Annotated in this window: 15 protein-coding genes; 8 read left to right on the plus strand and 7 right to left on the minus strand. The window is 60.7% G+C overall.

The features are described from left to right. Window positions 1–2: 2 nt before the first annotated feature. The 4 genes from ABVT36_RS12260 to ABVT36_RS12275 form a co-directional block, all read right to left on the minus strand. Window positions 3–752 (minus strand): DUF484 family protein, encoded by a 750-nt coding sequence (locus ABVT36_RS12260; protein ID WP_368456831.1) that lies wholly within the window; start codon window positions 750–752, stop codon window positions 3–5. A gap of 23 nt (window positions 753–775) precedes the next feature. Next, on the minus strand, window positions 776–1,606 hold the full coding sequence (dapF, locus tag ABVT36_RS12265; protein ID WP_368456832.1) for a diaminopimelate epimerase: 831 nt from the start codon (window positions 1,604–1,606) through the stop codon (window positions 776–778). Between the two features lie 151 nt (window positions 1,607–1,757). Continuing rightward, window positions 1,758–3,011, minus strand: coding sequence for a diaminopimelate decarboxylase (gene lysA, locus ABVT36_RS12270; protein ID WP_368456833.1), 1,254 nt, complete (start codon window positions 3,009–3,011; stop codon window positions 1,758–1,760). Further along, window positions 3,008–3,265, minus strand: coding sequence for a lipoprotein (locus ABVT36_RS12275; protein WP_368456834.1), 258 nt, complete (start codon window positions 3,263–3,265; stop codon window positions 3,008–3,010). Before ABVT36_RS12275 ends, lysA begins: the two co-directional genes overlap by 4 nt. A gap of 93 nt (window positions 3,266–3,358) precedes the next feature. Between ABVT36_RS12275 and cyaY the strand changes: the two genes are divergently transcribed. After that, window positions 3,359–3,688 carry an iron donor protein CyaY gene (gene cyaY / locus ABVT36_RS12280; RefSeq protein WP_368456835.1) on the plus strand — a complete coding sequence of 110 codons (330 nt, stop codon included), beginning with the start codon at window positions 3,359–3,361 and terminating at the stop codon, window positions 3,686–3,688. Between the two features lie 25 nt (window positions 3,689–3,713). Here the strand turns inward: cyaY and argH are convergent, their stop codons facing one another. Next, window positions 3,714–5,126: an argininosuccinate lyase gene (gene argH, locus ABVT36_RS12285; RefSeq protein ID WP_368456836.1), complete on the minus strand. Its 1,413-nt coding sequence runs from the start codon at window positions 5,124–5,126 to the stop codon at window positions 3,714–3,716. Window positions 5,127–5,239: 113 nt separating this feature from the next. On the opposite strand from argH, the gene ABVT36_RS12290 reads away from it, so the two are divergent. Beyond that, entirely contained in the window at window positions 5,240–6,370 is a 1,131-nt protein-coding gene (locus tag ABVT36_RS12290; RefSeq protein ID WP_368456837.1) for a sensor histidine kinase, read from the plus strand. Then, the gene (locus ABVT36_RS12295) at window positions 6,370–7,110 is read left to right on the plus strand and encodes a LytR/AlgR family response regulator transcription factor (RefSeq protein WP_368456838.1); all 741 of its coding nucleotides are present in this window, start codon (window positions 6,370–6,372) and stop codon (window positions 7,108–7,110) included. The genes ABVT36_RS12290 and ABVT36_RS12295 overlap by 1 nt, the downstream gene beginning before the upstream one ends. A 48-nt stretch (window positions 7,111–7,158) precedes the next feature. Here ABVT36_RS12295 and ABVT36_RS12300 read toward each other — a convergent pair whose 3' ends face one another. Further along, the gene (locus ABVT36_RS12300; RefSeq protein ID WP_368456839.1) at window positions 7,159–8,076 is read right to left on the minus strand and encodes a LysR family transcriptional regulator; all 918 of its coding nucleotides are present in this window, start codon (window positions 8,074–8,076) and stop codon (window positions 7,159–7,161) included. A gap of 170 nt (window positions 8,077–8,246) precedes the next feature. Between ABVT36_RS12300 and ABVT36_RS12305 the strand changes: the two genes are divergently transcribed. The 5 genes from ABVT36_RS12305 to pepN all read left to right on the plus strand — a co-directional run bounded on the left by ABVT36_RS12305 (window position 8,247) and on the right by pepN (window position 14,990). Then, window positions 8,247–9,584 carry an aspartate aminotransferase family protein gene (locus tag ABVT36_RS12305; RefSeq protein ID WP_368456840.1) on the plus strand — a complete coding sequence of 446 codons (1,338 nt, stop codon included), beginning with the start codon at window positions 8,247–8,249 and terminating at the stop codon, window positions 9,582–9,584. 101 nt (window positions 9,585–9,685) lie between these two features. Then, window positions 9,686–11,179 carry a CoA-acylating methylmalonate-semialdehyde dehydrogenase gene (locus ABVT36_RS12310; RefSeq protein ID WP_368456841.1) on the plus strand — a complete coding sequence of 498 codons (1,494 nt, stop codon included), beginning with the start codon at window positions 9,686–9,688 and terminating at the stop codon, window positions 11,177–11,179. Window positions 11,180–11,250: 71 nt separating this feature from the next. Beyond that, the gene (locus ABVT36_RS12315; RefSeq protein WP_368456842.1) at window positions 11,251–11,709 is read left to right on the plus strand and encodes a protein tyrosine phosphatase family protein; all 459 of its coding nucleotides are present in this window, start codon (window positions 11,251–11,253) and stop codon (window positions 11,707–11,709) included. Next, window positions 11,690–12,133, plus strand: coding sequence for a GNAT family N-acetyltransferase (locus ABVT36_RS12320; protein ID WP_368456843.1), 444 nt, complete (start codon window positions 11,690–11,692; stop codon window positions 12,131–12,133). Before ABVT36_RS12315 ends, ABVT36_RS12320 begins: the two co-directional genes overlap by 20 nt. 178 nt (window positions 12,134–12,311) lie before the next feature. Next, on the plus strand, window positions 12,312–14,990 hold the full coding sequence (pepN, locus tag ABVT36_RS12325) for an aminopeptidase N (RefSeq protein ID WP_368456844.1): 2,679 nt from the start codon (window positions 12,312–12,314) through the stop codon (window positions 14,988–14,990). Window positions 14,991–15,079: 89 nt separating this feature from the next. On the opposite strand, the gene ABVT36_RS12330 is transcribed toward pepN, so the two are convergent. Continuing rightward, window positions 15,080–16,639 (minus strand): hypothetical protein, encoded by a 1,560-nt coding sequence (locus ABVT36_RS12330; RefSeq protein WP_368456845.1) that lies wholly within the window; start codon window positions 16,637–16,639, stop codon window positions 15,080–15,082. Between the last annotated feature and the right edge of the window lie 187 nt (window positions 16,640–16,826).

The raw sequence follows: 16,826 nt of genomic DNA on the forward strand, positions 1-16,826 counted from the left end.
TTTTAGCGCGACGCCGGGGTCAGCAATTGTGGCAGCAGTCGCTCCAACACCTCTCCGATATAGGTGAGAAACAGGGTGCCGAGGCTGCTGCGGTAGTGTTGTGGATCCTTCGATCCCACCGCCAGGACGCCCAGCTGGTTGGCCAGGGGCACCACTGCGGCGGAGGCGATCCAGTCGGCATCTCTGGCAAACAGGAACTCCGTTTCCGTCGGGCGCAGCACGCCGCAGACGGTGCGTCCGTTGCGCAGTATGGAGCCGATGGCACTCTCGGCAGCGGTGCGCGAGCTGGAGACTACCTCGCCGATGGGGCCGTGCCCCGCCGGCAGGGGGGTAAAGATTGTGAGGGCAACGGCCTCCACGCCGAAATCCTGGCGAAAGCTCCGGTAAAGCGCCTCTCCCGCTGAGGCCACACTGTCGGCTTCCAACAGTTGCAACACCAGATGGCGAATATGCAGAAATAGCTGATCATTCTCCCGCGCATTGTGCAGCAACTGGTCGAGACGCTGGCGCATCTCGATATTGCGTTCGCGCAGCAGATTGGTCTGGTGGGTCATCAGCGATACAGTTTTGCCATTTTCCCGCGGCAGCTGGATGGTTTCCAGCAATTCCATATGTTCTGCGAAAAACTCCGGATTCTGCGCCAGGTAGCGAGCCACCCGCCGCGCCAGCAATTTCTTGTCGCGCTGGCTTTCGCTGCCGTCGTCTGGGGTGAGGGTATCCCGGTTTTGGGTGGCGTCGCTTTGTTCTGTCATTGCCGCAGTGCTGTCGCCCTTGATCAGAGATTGATATGCCCGTGGTACACGGTGGTTGCGGGCCCCGCCATGGTAACCGCCTGGCCGGGTCCGCTCCAGTGAATTGTCAGGGCACCGCCGGGCAGGCGGACCTTGACCTCTTCGTCCACCAGATCGCACAGGCGCGCGAACACCACGGCCGCGCAGGCGCCGGTACCGCAGGCGCGGGTTTCGCCAACACCCCGCTCGAATACGCGCAGGCGCACTTGGTCAGGGGATTCAATCTGCAAAAAACCCACGTTTACGCGTTGGGGGAAATGCGTATGCCGCTCTATTTTCGGGCCCAGGGTTTCGACCGGTGCCCTTTCCACGTCGTCGACCAGCAGTACCGCGTGGGGGTTGCCCATGGATATGGCACCGATGGTGAACACCTCTCCGTCTACTTCCAGGGGGTAGGTATCGGCGCGATGCTCGGCCGCGAAGGGGATATCGGCCGGCTCTAGAACAGGCGCGCCCATGTTGACGCTGACACTGTTGTCATCCAGGAGGGTGAGGTGCAGCAGGCCCGCGGCGGTTTCCACGCCCAGCCGGTCTTTGCCGGTCAGGCGCCGCTCGCGCACGAAGCGCGCAAAACAGCGCGCGCCATTGCCGCAGTTTTCCACTTCACCGCCATCGGCGTTATAGATGCGATAGCGGAAATCCGCATCCGGGTTGCGCGGCGCCTCCACCACCAGTACCTGGTCACAACCGATACCGGCACGGCGGTCGGCCAGGCGGCGGATCTTATCGCGCGATAAATTGATGCGCTGGCTGATGCCGTCGAGTAATACGAAGTCATTGCCGAGGCCGTGCATCTTGCTGAATTTCAGGCGCATGGGGTTTCCTGGGGTCTAGCCGAAAAAGCGTCACTGCTCATTAGCCAACGCTTGTTTGTAGCAACCAAATCTCTTTCCCCTTGTCTCGATTGGCACTTCTTGTATCACAACAGGGCCAGCTGAGTGAGTGCGAACAGGCCCCGATTTGCTGTCAGGTTTTTTCCGGTGCTGCGCTCTCCCCGCGCACCAGGTCCGCCAGTGTCTCCCGCGCGCGCACCTGATAAAAGCGATCGCCGTCCACCAGGATTTCCGCTGCGCGGGGACGGGAATTGTAGTTTGAACTCATGGTAAATCCATAGGCGCCGGCGGACAGCACCGCCAGCAGTTGTCCCGTCTCCAGCGCCAGTTCGCGGCGCTTGCCGAGGAAGTCGCCGGTTTCGCACACGGGTCCGACAATGTCCCAGGATGCCTCCTCTCCATTGCCCGGGCACACCGGGACGATATTCTGCCAGGCCTGATACAGGGCCGGGCGCAGATTGTCATTCATGGCCGCATCGACGATGGCGAAGTCGTGTTCCTCGGTGCGCTTGAGGTACTCGACCCGGGTCAACAGGAGTCCGCCGTTGGCGGCGATGGAGCGGCCCGGTTCGATGATCAGCGCCAGCTCACGGCTGCTGAGGCGGCTCTTGACCGCGGCCAGATAGTCGCTCTCCAGAGGTGGTTCCTCATTGCGGTAGCGCACGCCCAGGCCGCCGCCCAGATCCAGGTGGCGCAATACAATGCCTTCCTCCGCCAGCTGGTCAATCAGTGCCAGCAGTCGTTCCAGGGCGTCCAGAAAGGGGGAGAGTTCGGTCAGTTGCGAGCCGATATGACAGTCGACTCCGATCACATCGAGGTGCTCAGAAGCGGCGGCCAGCCGGTAGACATCGATGGCACCGGCGATGGCGATACCAAATTTGTTTTCCTTCAGACCGGTGGAGATATAGGGGTGGGTTCCGGCGTCCACATCCGGATTGACCCGCAGCGAGACAGGGGCGCGCACACCGGCCTCGGCGGCGACAGCCTCCAGCCTTTCCAGCTCCGCGCGGGACTCGACGTTGAAGCAGTGCACCCCGACCTCCAGTCCGCGACGCATTTCCGCCGCTGTTTTGCCAACACCGGAAAACACCACCCGCGCGGGATCGCCACCGGCCATCAGCACGCGCTCCAGCTCGCCGCCGGAAACTATGTCGAAGCCGGCCCCCAGCTGAGCCAGCAGCGATAATATGCCCAGGTTGCTGTTGGCCTTGACGGCATAGCAAACGAGGCCCGGATGATCGCCAAGGGCGTCCGCATAGGCCCGATAGCGGGCTTCGAAGTGTGCGCGGCTGTACACATAGGTGGGGGTGCCGTACCGGGTGGCAATCTCTTCCAATGGCACCTGTTCGGCCCACAGACTGCCGTGGTTATAGTGAAACTCACTCATTTTTCTATCACTGGCTCACGGTCTTCGGCGCTTTGTTGGGTATCCTCCGCATCGGTTTCGTCCTGGGTCGGCTGCTGTTCCCCGCCGGGTTTTGGCGCGCTCGCTGCGGGGGCTCCCAGCGATGGCGAGCTGCCGGCCGGCTGCGCCGGTACGGCGGCGTCCTGGGGCAGATAGAGGGGACCTTTCTGTCCGCAGGCGCTGAGCGCGGCGGTGACAAGTATCACGGCTAGAGCGGAAGAGACTGGGTGTGGCATCGGCGTAGTCCCGCAGCTTGGTGGGTGGAAAAGCCTGCTAGTATAGCGGTCTACCGGACGTCGCACAGTACACCGTAACAGAAGCAACAAATTATGAGTCAAAGCGAATTCGACACTGCCATCGAACAGACCCTGATCGCGATTGAGGATGCAATCGATGAGTGCCGTTGGGATATCGATTACGAGCGCAGCGATGCGGTGCTCACACTCACATTGGAGGAGAATGGCAGCCAGGTAATTCTCTCGCGCCAGTCCGCCAACCGCGAACTCTGGGTGGCGGCCAGGTCCGGCGGCTACCACCTGGCCTTCTGCGCCTCCGGTACCGGCTGGAAGTGCACGTCCACGGGTGAGGACCTGCCGACCCTGCTGCAGCGGGTGCTGACAGAACAGCAGGGGGAGCCGGTTGTTCTGAATATTCAGTGAGCCCCCTGACCCCCGCCGGGTTGTATCAGCGGGCGGCGATCAGCGCCCGGGCGCGCTCACAGGCGGCGCGCACCTGGCTGGGGGCGGTGCCGCCAATATGGTCCCGTGCCGCTACAGACCCCTCCAGGGTCAGCACGTCGAAAACATCCGCGTCTATGGCGGTGGAAAACTGTTGCAGCTGCGCCAGGCTGAGTTCCGCCAGATCCTTTTGCTGTGCGATAGCAAAGGCCACCGACTGGCCGACGATTTCGTGGGCATCGCGAAAGGCGATACCCTTGCGCACCAGGTAGTCGGCGAGGTCTGTGGCGGTGGCAAAACCCCTGGCGGCGGCGGCCAGCATATTTTCTTTTTTGGCGCGCAGTGATGGCACCATGTCGGCAAAGGCGCGCAGGCAGTCCAGTGCCGTGTCGGCGGAGTCGAACAGCGGCTCCTTGTCCTCCTGGTTGTCTTTGTTGTAGGCCAGCGGCTGGCTTTTCATCAGGGTCAGGAGTGCGATCAGGTGGCCGTTGACGCGTCCGGTCTTGCCGCGCACCAGCTCCGGCACGTCCGGATTTTTCTTTTGCGGCATAATCGATGAGCCGGTGCAGAAGCGGTCCGGCAGGTCGATAAAGTCGAACTGGCTCGAAGCCCAGAGTACCAGCTCCTCGCCGGCGCGGGATAAGTGTGTGAGCAGCAGGGCGCTAAAGGCACAGAATTCGATGGCGAAATCCCGGTCGCTGACCGAGTCCAGGGAATTTTCCGTGGGCGCGTCGAAACCCAGCAGCTCCGCGGTGCGGGCGCGCTCGATCGGGTAGCTGGTGCCGGCCAGGGCGGCGGCACCCAGGGGCGAGCGGTTGAGCCGCTTGCGACAGTCCTGCAGCCGCTCGTAATCCCGCTGCAGCATTTCGTTCCAGGCCAGCAGGTGGTGGCCGAAAGTTACCGGCTGTGCCGATTGCAGGTGAGTGAAGCCGGGCATGATGGTGGCCGCTTCACGCTGTGCCAGTCCCACCAGGCCGCTCTGCAGGCGGGTCAGCTCCGCGGCGATTTCGTCGATGCGCCCGCGCAGCCACAAGCGTATGTCGGTGGCCACCTGATCGTTGCGGGAACGCCCTGTGTGCAGTTTCTTGCCGGTGGCTCCGATGCGCTCCGTGAGGCGCGCCTCGATATTCATATGAACATCTTCCAGTGCCAGCTCCCAGGGGAAGTCGCCGGCGGCGATTTCGCCGGCAATGTCATGCAGGCCGGCAGCTATGCGCTGGTATTCATCGGTGGTGAGCACGCCCACTTCGGACAGCATCCGCGCGTGTGCCAGTGAGCCCTGTATATCCTCCAGCGCCATGCGCTGGTCGAAAGTCACTGAAGCGGTGAAGCGCTCTACGAACGCATCGGTGGCCTCGGTAAAGCGGCCGCCCCACAGTTTGGGGGCGGGTTTGGCACTGGAGGAATCGTCGTTACTCATACTGTGCTTCCCGGTTGCAGGGTGGATAAGGGCGATGGATGGCGGTATTGTCGCAGACAGCTTTCGAGGGCCGGTTAAAACAGATAACAAACCAAATTAAGACTGGACGCGGTATGACGTACCCGGAACCCGCTCGGTCGGCGGGCATTATAAAGCAGCAGGTTGGCAATGGTGGCGGTCCCGGCAAAAAAACTGTACCGGCCCAGTTTCTGCCGGATCTCTGCAGTGTGTCCGCCCTGGCGGTGCTGGTATTGACCGGGGAACTGCTGGCGCTGGTGCTGGTGCTGGCGATGGGGGGGTTGCGGGACTTCAGCTGGCAGCGCCTGGGGGCCGTGTCGCTCACGGTCCAGTGGGTGGTGCTGCCGGGGGCGGCGCTGCTGTGCCAACTGCGCCCACTGCTGGCGCGATTGCCCCACAAGGCGGCGGGCGGGCTGAGTTTTGCGGTGACGCTGCTGGTACTGGTGACGGTACTGTCGGCCCAGGAGTGGTGGCGGGCGAGTATCAGCCGCCAACCCTTCGACAGCTGGAGTCTGGCAGCCAATGTACTGCTGGGGGCAATCTGTGCCGGGGTGGTACTGCGCTACGCCTATCTGCAACAGCTGCTGCACAATCAACAGCGCGCGGAGCTGGAGGCGCGTATCAATGCGTTGCAGTCGCGCATTCGCCCACACTTTCTGTTTAACAGCATGAACAGCCTCGCCAGCCTGATCGCCGTCGACCCGCAGCGGGCCGAGCGACTGGTGGAAGATCTGTCGTCGCTGTTTCGCGCCAGTCTGGCAGACGCGGGTCTGGTGCCGGTACAGCAGGAGGTGGCACTGGCCAGGCGATATCTGCAAATCGAGTCCCTGCGCCTCGGCGCCCGGCTGCGACAAAGCTGGCGCCTGGACGACGACCTCGACGGCCTGCGGATGCCGTCCATGATGCTGCAGCCACTGTTGGAGAACGCTGTGCTGCACGGTGTGGCGCGCCTGCACGAGGGAGGGGAGATCTCGGTCACGATATCCCGCGACGGTGGGCGGTTGCGGCTCAGGGTTGAAAATCCGATTCCACCCGCCGGGGTTGCCCGGCCGCAACGGCCGGAGGCCAACGGCATTGCCACCGAGAATATCCGCCACCGTCTGGCGGCGCATTACGGCAACCGCTTTCGGTTTAGCGCTCTGGTCGACGGCGACCGCTATCGGGTGGAACTGCTGTTCCCCGGGGATATGGGCGCGGTGGAGAAAACCGCGGAGGCGGAATTGTGATGCCACTGGGTGTTTTGGTTGTCGACGACGAACCACTGGCCCGGGCGCGCCTGATCCGCCAGCTGCAGTCCGTGCCGCAGTGCCGGCTGCTGGGGGAGGCGGCGGATGCACGGGAGGCCATGGCACTGGCGGTGTCGCTGGCCCCGGACCTTATCCTGCTGGACATAGAGATGCCGGGGGACAGCGGCCTGGATCTGGCGCACCAGCTTTCTACATTCGATCCGCCCCCGGCGATTGTCTTCTGCACTGCCCACGACCAGTTCGCCCTGCCGGCCTTTGCCACGGCCGCGGCCGGCTACCTGCTGAAGCCTGTGTCTGGGGAACAGTTGTGCGCCACCATAGACAGGGTGCAACAGCTTAACCGGCCCCAGCGGCGCCTGGTGGAGCCGGCCCGGGAGGGCCCTTGTGGGCGCAGCCGAATCCAGGTGGTCAGCCGCCGGCGGGTGGAGTTACTGGATGTGGCGCAAATCCGCTGTTTCGTCGCCGACAGTAAATATGTGGTCGCCCACCATCCGGGAGGCGAAACGATCCTGAGTGAATCGCTGAAAGAGCTGGAAACGGAGTTCGGCCGGCAGCTGCTGCGGGTGCACCGCAATGCCCTGGTGGCGGTGGACTTTATCCTCGGTTTGCACCGGGATGGCGCCCACTACCGGGTGGAGCTGGACGGGGTCGACTGGCGGCCGCTGGTCAGCCGCCGTCTGCTGCCGTCGGTCAAGGCGTTGATCGCGGGCATGGCTTGAGTCCACCCAAGTGGTTGATAGGGTGGAGACATAAGCGGGAGGACCCCTCTATCCGTGTGCCGCTGCCAGGCACTCCCAAAGTGCCGCCACTATGCGGGACGGCTTTGGCGATAACCGCTGGATGGCGACAAAGTCACACTGGTAGTGGTATTCCTGTGGGCTCACCGGGCGGATTTCCCCCTTGTTCACAAAGGCTTGGGCGTAGTGGTCCGGCAGATAACCCAGATAGCGGCCCGACTGCAGGCAGTGGACTATGGCCTCCTGGTCGTTGACAGTGATATCCCGTTCCAGCCCCAGGCGATTGCCCACCTCCATATTCGGCGAGTGATAGCCGAGACCGGCGTACTTGCAGCGGCGGACCTGGTCGTGGGTAATTGCGCTGCAGCCAAACAGCGGGTGGCGGTGGCCACAGTAGAGATACATCTGCTCGTAGAAGAGGTGCCGGTAGTCCAGGCTGGGTGAGGTGCGGTGGGCGGGGATCACCCCCAGCGCAAAGCGGCCTTCCATCACCCCGCGCTCAATCTCGTTGATAGGCTCGATATGGATATCCAGGCTCACTTCCGGTGCCAGGTCGTCGAATCTGCGCAATGCCTCGCCGATGCGCGCGGCCGGGTTGGTGGCGGTCTTGTCGAACAGGGCGATGGCGATATGCCCGGTCATGCGCCGGTGCACATCCGCCACCCGGCCGCGGAAGCTGTCCAGCGCCGCCAGCAACTGCAGTGTCGCCGCGTAAATCTGCCGCCCTTCGTCAGTGAGGGAGAATCCGCCGCGGCCGCGCTGGCACAGGGTCACGCCCAGGCGCACTTCCAGATCCTTGATATGCCGGCTGATGGTGGAGCGGCCCACATTCAGTTCCAGCTCGGCGGCGGAGAAGCCGCCGGCCTCCGCCACCGCCCGGAAGACCTTGAGCAGGCGCAGGTCGATATCGCTCAGCTGGCCAAGCAGCGCGGCTTGTTTGCGCCCCATCGTTGAATCACTCCCACCGGCTCCAGCCCCAGGTATCCGGTATAGGTAAGTTGTGGTTTTATGAAACTGAAGATCGATAAACTGCAGTTTATGCAACTTTAATGCCGACCTAAAGTGCTTCCTTTCAGCGCAAACCCGGGTTCTCTGGGGAAATCTGAAGGGGAATGGGAATGAACGACAAGTTCGCGGGGCTCACCCAGGCACAACTGGACGCCCACTGGATGGCCTATACGGGCAACCGGCAGTTCAAGAGGGATCCGCGCATCGTCACCGCGGCCGAAGGGTGCTACTACACCAGTGCCGACGGCCGCCGTATCTTCGATGGCCTGTCCGGTCTTTGGACCTGCGGCGCCGGTCACAACCGTGTCGAGATCGCCGAAGCGGTGGGCCAACAGCTGCGCAGCCTGGATTACGCGCCGGCATTCCAAGTCGGCCACCCCGGGGCATTTGAGCTGGCTGAGCGCATCACCCAGTTTATGCCGGAGGGGCTGGACCGTGTTTTCTTCACCGGTTCCGGCTCCGAGTCGGCGGAGACTTCACTGAAGATCGCCCGCGCCTACTGGCGCAAGCGGGGCATGCCCACCAAGACCAAACTGATCGGCCGCATCAAGGGTTACCACGGGGTCAATTTCGGGGGCATCAGCGTCGGCGGTATTGCCGCCAACCGCGCGCTCTACGGCAATGCCGTGGAGGCTGATCACCTGGCCCATACCCTGCTGCCGGAAAACCGTTTCAGCAAAGGCATGCCGGAAGAGGGGGCACACCTGGCGGAGGAGCTGCTGGAGCTGGTGGCTCTGCACGATGCTTCCAATATCGCCGCTGTGATTGTGGAACCCATGGCCGGCTCCGCCGGTGTGCTGCCGCCACCCAGGGGCTATCTGCAACGCCTGCGCGAAATCTGCGATGAGCAGGGGATACTGTTGATCTTCGATGAGGTGATCACTGCCTTTGGCCGTATGGGCGCGGCTACCGGTGCCGAGGCTTTCGGGGTGACACCGGACATCCTCAACACCGCCAAGCAGCTGACCAATGGCGCCGTGCCCATGGGGGCGGTGGTCGCCAGGCGGGAGATCTACGACACCTTTATGGAGCAGGGCGGTCGCGAGTATTTACTGGAGCTGCCCCACGGTTATACCTATTCGGCACATCCAGTGGCCTGTGCGGCGGCACTGGCCACGCTGGATATTCTGCAGCGGGAAAACCTGTTCGCCCGCGCCGCACAACTGGCGGTGGTACTGGAGGAATGTGTGCACCAGCTGCGGGGCGCCCCCCTGGTCGCCGACATCCGCAACTGTGGCCTGGCGGCCGGCCTGACCATTGAGGCGGCACCGGGCGAGCCGCTGCTGCGTCCATTTCAGATCGCCATGAAAATGTGGGAAAAAGGTTTTTACGTGCGCTACGGTGGTGACACGGTGCAGTTGGGCGTGCCCTTCGTGGCGCAACCGGAAGAGATAGATACGCTGGTGAGCGCACTGGCTGACACCATTGCCGATGTCGCCACCGGCTGAGTCCCTCGGCATTGCCGATGCGCCCGGGGGAGTGCGGGGAAAAGCTGCACAAGAAATTTTCAATCAGTTTTTATCAGTTTAAAGAACGGAGAGATCCGACCATGAAGATTGTGGGACACCATATCAACGGCCAACTCAGCGAAGCCGCCGAGCGCACTCAGGACCTGTTCAACCCGGCTACCGGAGAGGTCATCAGACAGGTGGCCATCGCCGGCGAGGAAACGGTAGAGGAAGCTATTACCGCCGCCCGGGCCGCCTTCCCCGCCTGGCGCAGCACGCCCCCTGCCAGGCGCGCCAGGGTCATGTTTCGCTTCAAGCAACTGCTGGAGGAGAACGCCGGGCAGATCTGCGCGATGATCGGTGAGGAGCACGGTAAGATTTCTCACGACGCCATGGGTGAACTGACCCGTGGGATCGAGAATGTTGAATACGCCTGCTGTGGGCCACAACTTCTGAAGGGCGAGCACAGCCGCAACGTGGGTCCCAACATCGACTCCTGGAGCGAAATGCAGCCGCTGGGGGTTGTGGCGGGAATCACGCCTTTCAATTTTCCCGCCATGGTGCCGCTGTGGATGTTTCCGCTGGCGATTGTTTGCGGCAATACCTTTGTGTTGAAGCCGTCCGAACGCAACCCGTCCGTGGCCCTGTACCTGGCGCAGCTGATGCAGGAGGCGGGACTGCCGGACGGTGTGTTGAATGTTGTGAACGGTGACAAGGTGGCGGTGGATACCCTGCTGACCGCGGTGGATGTGGAAGCGGTGAGTTTCGTCGGCTCTACGCCTATAGCATCCCATGTCTATACCACAGCCAGCGCCCACGGCAAGCGCTGCCAGGCCCTGGGTGGGGCAAAAAATCACGCTATCCTCCTGCCCGATGCGGATATGGACAATGCCGTGGCGGCGCTGACCGGTGCCGCCTTCGGTTCTTCCGGTGAGCGCTGCATGGCGCTCTCGGTGGCGGTGTGTGTCGGCGACAGGGTCGCGGATGCGCTGATTGAGAAAATGTGCGGCGAAATGCGCAAGCTGAAAGTGGGCGCCTACACGGACAGCAGCAATGACTTCGGCCCACTGATCACCGCTGCGCACAGAGATAAAGTGAACGATTATATTGCCAGTGCCGCCGAGCAGGGTGCCACCATCGTGGTGGATGGCCGCAACCCCAAATTGCCGGGTGGTGAAAAAGGTTTTTTCGTCGGCGGTACTCTGATCGACAATGTGAAGCCCGGCATGACCTGTTACGAAGAGGAGATTTTCGGCCCGGTGCTGCTGGTGGTGCGCGTCGACAGCATGGCCGAGGCCATGCAGATGATCGACAGGCATGAGTATGGCAACGGGACCTGTATCTTCACCCGCGACGGTGAGGCAGCGCGCTACTTCAGCGACAATATACGGGTGGGCATGGTCGGCATCAATGTGCCCCTGCCGGTGCCTGTGTCCTACCACAGTTTTGGCGGCTGGAAGCGCTCTCTGTTTGGCTGCCTGTCCGCTTATGGCCCGGACGGTGTGCGCTTCTACACCAACCGCAAGACCATCACCCAGCGCTGGCCGTCCAGCGGCGTGCGCGAGGGTGCCCAGTTCTCCTTTCCCAGCAACTGATGTGATGGACTTGGCGTCGCGTGTTATAAACGCTGCAGAGCAAGCGTTAATAACGATGTATGGGAGGGCGCGTGGATTTCCATATCAGTAATTTTTTACCGGTTTCGGAGATGATCGCCACCTCGGGACAGCCGGAAGAAAATGATTTCGGCGATATCGCAGAACAGGGATATCAGGCGGTGGTCAACCTGGCCATGAGCAGTTCTGAGGGCGCCCTGCCCAACGAGGGGGATATAGTTACCAGCCTGGGTATGGGCTATGTCCATATCCCGGTACCTTTCGACCGGCCAACCCCACAGCACTTTGAGCTGTTCGCGGCAGTAATGGCCCACTACCAAAACAGGCCGGTCTGGCTGCACTGCGCGCTGAATATGCGCGTATCCGCTTTCGTTTATTTGTACAACCGTATTTACCGCGCCCTGCCGGACAGTGATGCCGGGCCACTACTGGCCGCCATCTGGCGGCCGGACAGTACTTGGCGCGCATTGATTGAGGAGATTCTTAGCAGCCATGGACTCACTTTGCGTTGATACTTTGCAGGTCGGCCTGGTCGCCAGCGATGGGGAATTGGAGGCGGCGGCCGATGTATTGCTGCAACTGCGCAGTTTTCTGACCCGGGGGCAGATACTGATACGGATCAGACAGCAGATGAGCGCCGGTTACCAGCTCGCTATCGCGACACGGAATAATCGGGTAATAGCTGTTGCCGGTTTCGTTGTCGTCCGCAAGCTGGCCTGGGGGAAACACATCTATGTGGACGACCTGGTCACCAGCGCAGACTGCCGTTCAGGCGGCGCCGGCAAAGCCCTGATCGACTGGTTAAAAGCCTTCGGCAGAGAGCAGGGCTGCGAACAATTGCACCTGGATTCCGGGGTGGAGCGCTTTGCTGCACATCGCTTCTATCTGCGTGAGGGCTTCGCGATCACCAGTCACCATTTCGCCCTTTCGCTGTAATGAACACCGCGGCTCAAGCGCGGCAACCGGTCGCAATGCCGGGATAAATGCCCTTACCCCAGACGGCAAACATGTTATAAGTGGCGGTTTGCAAGCCCGGCACTGTGTGCTGCCGGGCCGGCAACACGTCTGCCACTAAAATTTCATGGGTCTAATAAGCAATTCGCTTGGGGGGGATATGAACAGAAGCGGGAAATTTACTGCGGTGCTGCTGTGCAGCGCGATTCTCGTGGCTTGCGGCCAGGATACAGACCAGGAGTTGGTCGCGCCGGGCGCTGGCCAGGAAACGGTCGTTCGCGCGCAGGTACCCGGCCTGTCCGAGGACTACGCCAAGCTGCGCAAACAGCAGGTGGCGTCCGTGGACTACCGGCTGTCGGTCACCCTGGATGCAGAGCGGGATCACTTTTCCGGCCAGGTGATCGCGGATACCAGGTTAAACGGCAAGCCGACCCAGCCCCTTACCGTGGATTTCAGTGGTGGCAGCGTGGACTCGGTCCGCGTGAACGACAGGGAAGTGCCCTTCACTTACAACGATTATTTCATCAGCATCGCGCCGGAGTACCTGCGGGCAGGGGAGAACGCCATTGCCATCCGCTACCAGCACCCCTATTCCACTGACGGTTCCGGGCTGCACCGGTTTAGGGATCCGGAGGATGGCAATGTCTATATGTATACCGACTTCGAGCCCTACGATGCCAACCGCCTGTTTCCGCACTTTGACCAGCCCAACCTGAAAGCGCACTACACCCTGGATGTGACAGCGCCGAAAGACTGGACCATCATCACTTCTGTGCGCGAGCAGAAAGTGGAGGAAAAGGGTGACAAGAAGCTCTGGCAGTTTCCCCAATCGGCCAAGTTTTCCTCCTACATTTTTTCCCTGCACGCGGGGCCCTTCAGGGTCTGGGAAGACGAGACGGACGGTATTCCGCTACGTCTGATGGCCCGCCGGACGCTCGCGGAGTATGTGAAGCCGGAGGACTGGTTTAAATTTACCAAGCAGTCGTTCGAATTCTTTCAGCCCTATTTCGACATCGATTATCCGTTCGTCAAGTACGACCAGGTGATTGTGCCTGACTTCAACGCCGGCGCCATGGAAAATGTGGCCGCGGTAACCTTTAACGAGGCCTATGTGTCCCGCGGGGAGAAAACCGAGGCCCAGCGTATGCGCCTAGCCAATGTTATCGCCCACGAGATGGCCCATATGTGGTTCGGCGATCTGGTCACCATGAACTGGTGGGATGACCTGTGGCTGAATGAGAGCTTTGCCACCTATATGGCCAACCTGTCGCTGGCCAGAAACAGTGAATTCAAAAATGCCTGGGAAAACTTCTACCTGGGTACCAAGCAGTGGGCCTACCGGGCCGATCAGTTGCCGACCACCCACGCGATTCAACTGCCGGTGCACAATACCGACGAAGCGTTTGCCAACTTCGACGGTATCACCTATGGCAAGGGTGGTTCCATTCTCAAGCAGCTGCCTTACTATCTGGGGGAGGAGAAATTCCGCCTGGGGGTGAGCAATTATCTGAAGGACCTGTCCTACAGCAATTCCACACTGGATGATTTTATGGGCCACCTGGGCAAGGCTGCCGATAAGGATTTACAGCAGTGGCAGCAGCAGTGGTTGTACCAGCCGGGCCTGAACACATTGAGCGCACAGTTCCAGTGTGACAACGGCAAGGTGGCCGGCCTCACCCTGATCCAGACGGGGCCGGAAGAGTATCCGACCCTGCGCGAGCAGCGCACTCAACTCGGCTTCTACAACCTGGAAGGCGGGAGTATGGTGTTGAAGGAGGTACTGCCGGTGATGTATAGCGGTGCCAGCACTAACGTCGCTGCCGCCAAAGGTCTCGATTGCCCGCAGATTCTCAATCCCAACGAGGGCGACTGGGCGTTCGTGAAAGTAAATCTGGACTCCACTTCGGTGGACAATATGAAACGGCACATCAACGATATTGAAAAGCCGTTCACCCGCCTGATGCTGTGGCAGAACCTGTACGACAGCTTTTACGATGGGAAACTGCCGCTGAATCAGTACCTGCATTTTGTGCTGGAAAACGCCGGTACAGAGCGCGATATCAATGTTATCCGCCTGGTGGCCCGCCATCTGGGTTCCACCTTCAGATACCTGAATCAGGTGGACATGAACGAGAGCCGCCGCGAGGAACTGCAGCTGGCGATTGAAACCTTCGTCTGGCAGCAGTTGCAGCAATCCGAGGCGGGCAGCGACGCCCAGAAAACCTGGTTTGGTACCTTCACCGACGTAGCGAAAAGCGACGGGGCACTGGCCAACGCCCGGGACCTGCTGTTGGGCGAGCGAAAGTTGGACGGTTTAACGCTGGACCCGGACCGGCGCTGGGACCTGATTTATCTGCAGAATGCACACCTGTATTCCGACTACCAGCAGGCGATAGATCGCGAGCTGGCCCGGGATAATTCCGACCGCGCGCAGCTGAAGGCAATTGCCTCGGAGGCCGTGCGCCCCCTGCCGGAAGCCAAGGCCAAATGGCTGCAGAATATCCTGGAGCACCGTGAGGATTTCAAGCTGAGTCAGCTGAGGTATGCAGCCGACAATTTGTTCCCCGCTTCCCAGGTCACACTGTACGATGACAATGCCGAGCAGATCATCTCCGCTATTGGCGCCGTCAATGCCACCGCCAGCCCGGAATATATCGGCACCTTTACCGATCTGTTTCCTCTCAACTGTAGTGAGGCGGGTGTGCAACAGCTGACGGCTATTCTGGAAGGTGGCGAGCAACTCAATCCGTTGATGGAGAAATCCCTCAAGAACCGCCGCTACGACAACCAGCGCTGTGTCGATATGGGCCAGCTGCTGACCCATGCCAGCGCAGATTAAAATGCGGCTGCTAGGGCCAACTCAGTTAGTGTGAACAGGCCCTAATCCGACAATCCAATCGTTGGCTCCCCACCGATTGGATCGTCGCCCTAGCTGCCGGTGCTTTTCACTTGTTTGTGTACCAGTCGGGCAGATGCTTTAGCTTCCTGTCGATGACCCTGCTGTGCCCGCATCTCTGCCAGCATGGCTTTGATCTGCCGGTGGGATTCCTCGTCTTTCAGCTCCAGCAATAAAGGTTGTGCAACGGTGGTAAAATACTCGGCGTCTTTCTTTTCGTAAAGCTCCCGTGCCAGCCACTCGGCGATGTAAATTTGTCGCGGTGCGCGAAAATAAGCCTGCTCCAGCATCTCTACGTATTTGTCCCGGGGATAACCCAGCATATCCATTGCCAGCGCAAGGCCATACCAGTGGGATGCGTTGTCGGAGTCATTGTTGACCAGATAGACGAACTCATCCCGCGCTCGTTTCAGCGACTCGCGATCGCGTGATTTTTCCGGTGTGTGTATCTGACGGGTGAGTTCGAGCCAGGCGTCTACGCCCTGATACCAAAATTGTTTGCGCTGCTGGGGCGGAATAGTCTCCAACAGCCGCTGCGCCTGGTCAAAGTTGCCGAGACGGGTTTCGGCGTCGGCCTGAACAGCAGTCAGTTGATGGCTGTAGATACCCTTCTTGTGCGCATAGTGCAACAAGTCGTCCAAGCCACCGACGTTGTAACCGGACATCACCAGAAAGCCGGCTATCTCGGTAACGGCGCTCTGCTGGGAAAGCAGCTGCACCTGCGGCTGCGCCTCGCGGAAACCTGCTGGGATATCGCCGGTTACCATGGCGAAATTGCCGTGTTCGAACAATTGCTTGTAGCGCTGCTTCACATCGGCCAGCTTTACTCCCAGGGCAGTCTCCAGTGTTTTGACCGGATCTGCTCCGCGGTTGTAGCCGCGCACATAGTCTTTGAATTCTTCCGTCTTGCCACTTTCCATGATCAGCCAGTGGGCCAGCATCCAGCCGCTGGCGTACAGGCGCGCCTTGTCGTCATTGGAGGTGTTGTAGATAGTGGCGGTTAACAGCCGCTCCAGCGGCATAGGGGCCATATAGTAGAGGGTCGCGGCGCGCTCCGACGGGACTGCGCCCAGTTGATAGCGACCCGGTGCGGGGAAGGTCATGGTGGACATGAATTCCGCGAAACCTTCACTGTACCAGTAGGGGTAGTAGGTGGTATTGCGGTGATAGCTGAGAAAATGTGTGTATTCGTGAAATAGAAACTCCCGCGCACGCTGCTGCGAACCGCCCTCATCGCTCTCCAGGTTCACAAGGGCATAGCTACCCTGGGCGGTGGTGTCGAACAGGCCATTGGTAACGTCGGCCAGTTCATCCCCCACCAGACTGGCGTAACTGTCGCGGTCAGCGGTGGCATAGATTGTCAGCTTCTGTCCGTCGCCGTTGGCACCCAGTAACTGCAGGGCGACAGTCCGGTAGCGTTCCAGGTCCTGAACAAGGACTCTTACCCTGGCCGCATCGCCATTGGTAACAACGCGGAAATTGGCACTGTCGATCTGGTGCCAGCTATCCCGGCCGGGATTGTGGGATGCTGCCACAGCAGACAGCGAGAAACTGAACAACGAAACCAATAGGGCGAGTGTGCGAGCGAGCATAGTTTTACCACTGCGTCAGCGACCGCTGACCCTCCATAGAGGAATAAATCAGACGCCACACTACAGGGTTTTGCTGTACAAAAAAAGAACAGCTAGAGGCCGTGTATGGAGACCTGGGAGAATCCTGTTGACACATATCCGGCCTTTCGCCGAATAATTTCCGCATTGAAATTTCCCCAGCGCAATT

The organism is Microbulbifer sp. TYP-18 (assembly GCF_040932045.1).
Taxonomy (GTDB): Bacteria; Pseudomonadota; Gammaproteobacteria; order Pseudomonadales; family Cellvibrionaceae; genus Microbulbifer.

Bases quoted from the DNA above. Each gene is read 5' to 3' on its own strand.
- ABVT36_RS12260 (WP_368456831.1), bottom strand. From the start codon at position 752: ATGACAGAACAAAGCGACGCCACCCAAAACCGGGATACCCTCACCCCA.
- pepN (WP_368456844.1), top strand. From the start codon at position 12,312: ATGAACAGAAGCGGGAAATTTACTGCGGTGCTGCTGTGCAGCGCGATT.
- cyaY (WP_368456835.1), top strand. From the start codon at position 3,359: ATGAGTCAAAGCGAATTCGACACTGCCATCGAACAGACCCTGATCGCG.
- ABVT36_RS12275 (WP_368456834.1), bottom strand. From the start codon at position 3,265: ATGCCACACCCAGTCTCTTCCGCTCTAGCCGTGATACTTGTCACCGCC.
- lysA (WP_368456833.1), bottom strand. From the start codon at position 3,011: ATGAGTGAGTTTCACTATAACCACGGCAGTCTGTGGGCCGAACAGGTG.
- ABVT36_RS12300 (WP_368456839.1), bottom strand. From the start codon at position 8,076: ATGGGGCGCAAACAAGCCGCGCTGCTTGGCCAGCTGAGCGATATCGAC.
- ABVT36_RS12295 (WP_368456838.1), top strand. From the start codon at position 6,370: ATGCCACTGGGTGTTTTGGTTGTCGACGACGAACCACTGGCCCGGGCG.
- argH (WP_368456836.1), bottom strand. From the start codon at position 5,126: ATGAGTAACGACGATTCCTCCAGTGCCAAACCCGCCCCCAAACTGTGG.
- ABVT36_RS12320 (WP_368456843.1), top strand. From the start codon at position 11,690: ATGGACTCACTTTGCGTTGATACTTTGCAGGTCGGCCTGGTCGCCAGC.
- ABVT36_RS12330 (WP_368456845.1), bottom strand. From the start codon at position 16,639: ATGCTCGCTCGCACACTCGCCCTATTGGTTTCGTTGTTCAGTTTCTCG.
- ABVT36_RS12310 (WP_368456841.1), top strand. From the start codon at position 9,686: ATGAAGATTGTGGGACACCATATCAACGGCCAACTCAGCGAAGCCGCC.
- dapF (WP_368456832.1), bottom strand. From the start codon at position 1,606: ATGCGCCTGAAATTCAGCAAGATGCACGGCCTCGGCAATGACTTCGTA.
- ABVT36_RS12290 (WP_368456837.1), top strand. From the start codon at position 5,240: ATGACGTACCCGGAACCCGCTCGGTCGGCGGGCATTATAAAGCAGCAG.
- ABVT36_RS12305 (WP_368456840.1), top strand. From the start codon at position 8,247: ATGAACGACAAGTTCGCGGGGCTCACCCAGGCACAACTGGACGCCCAC.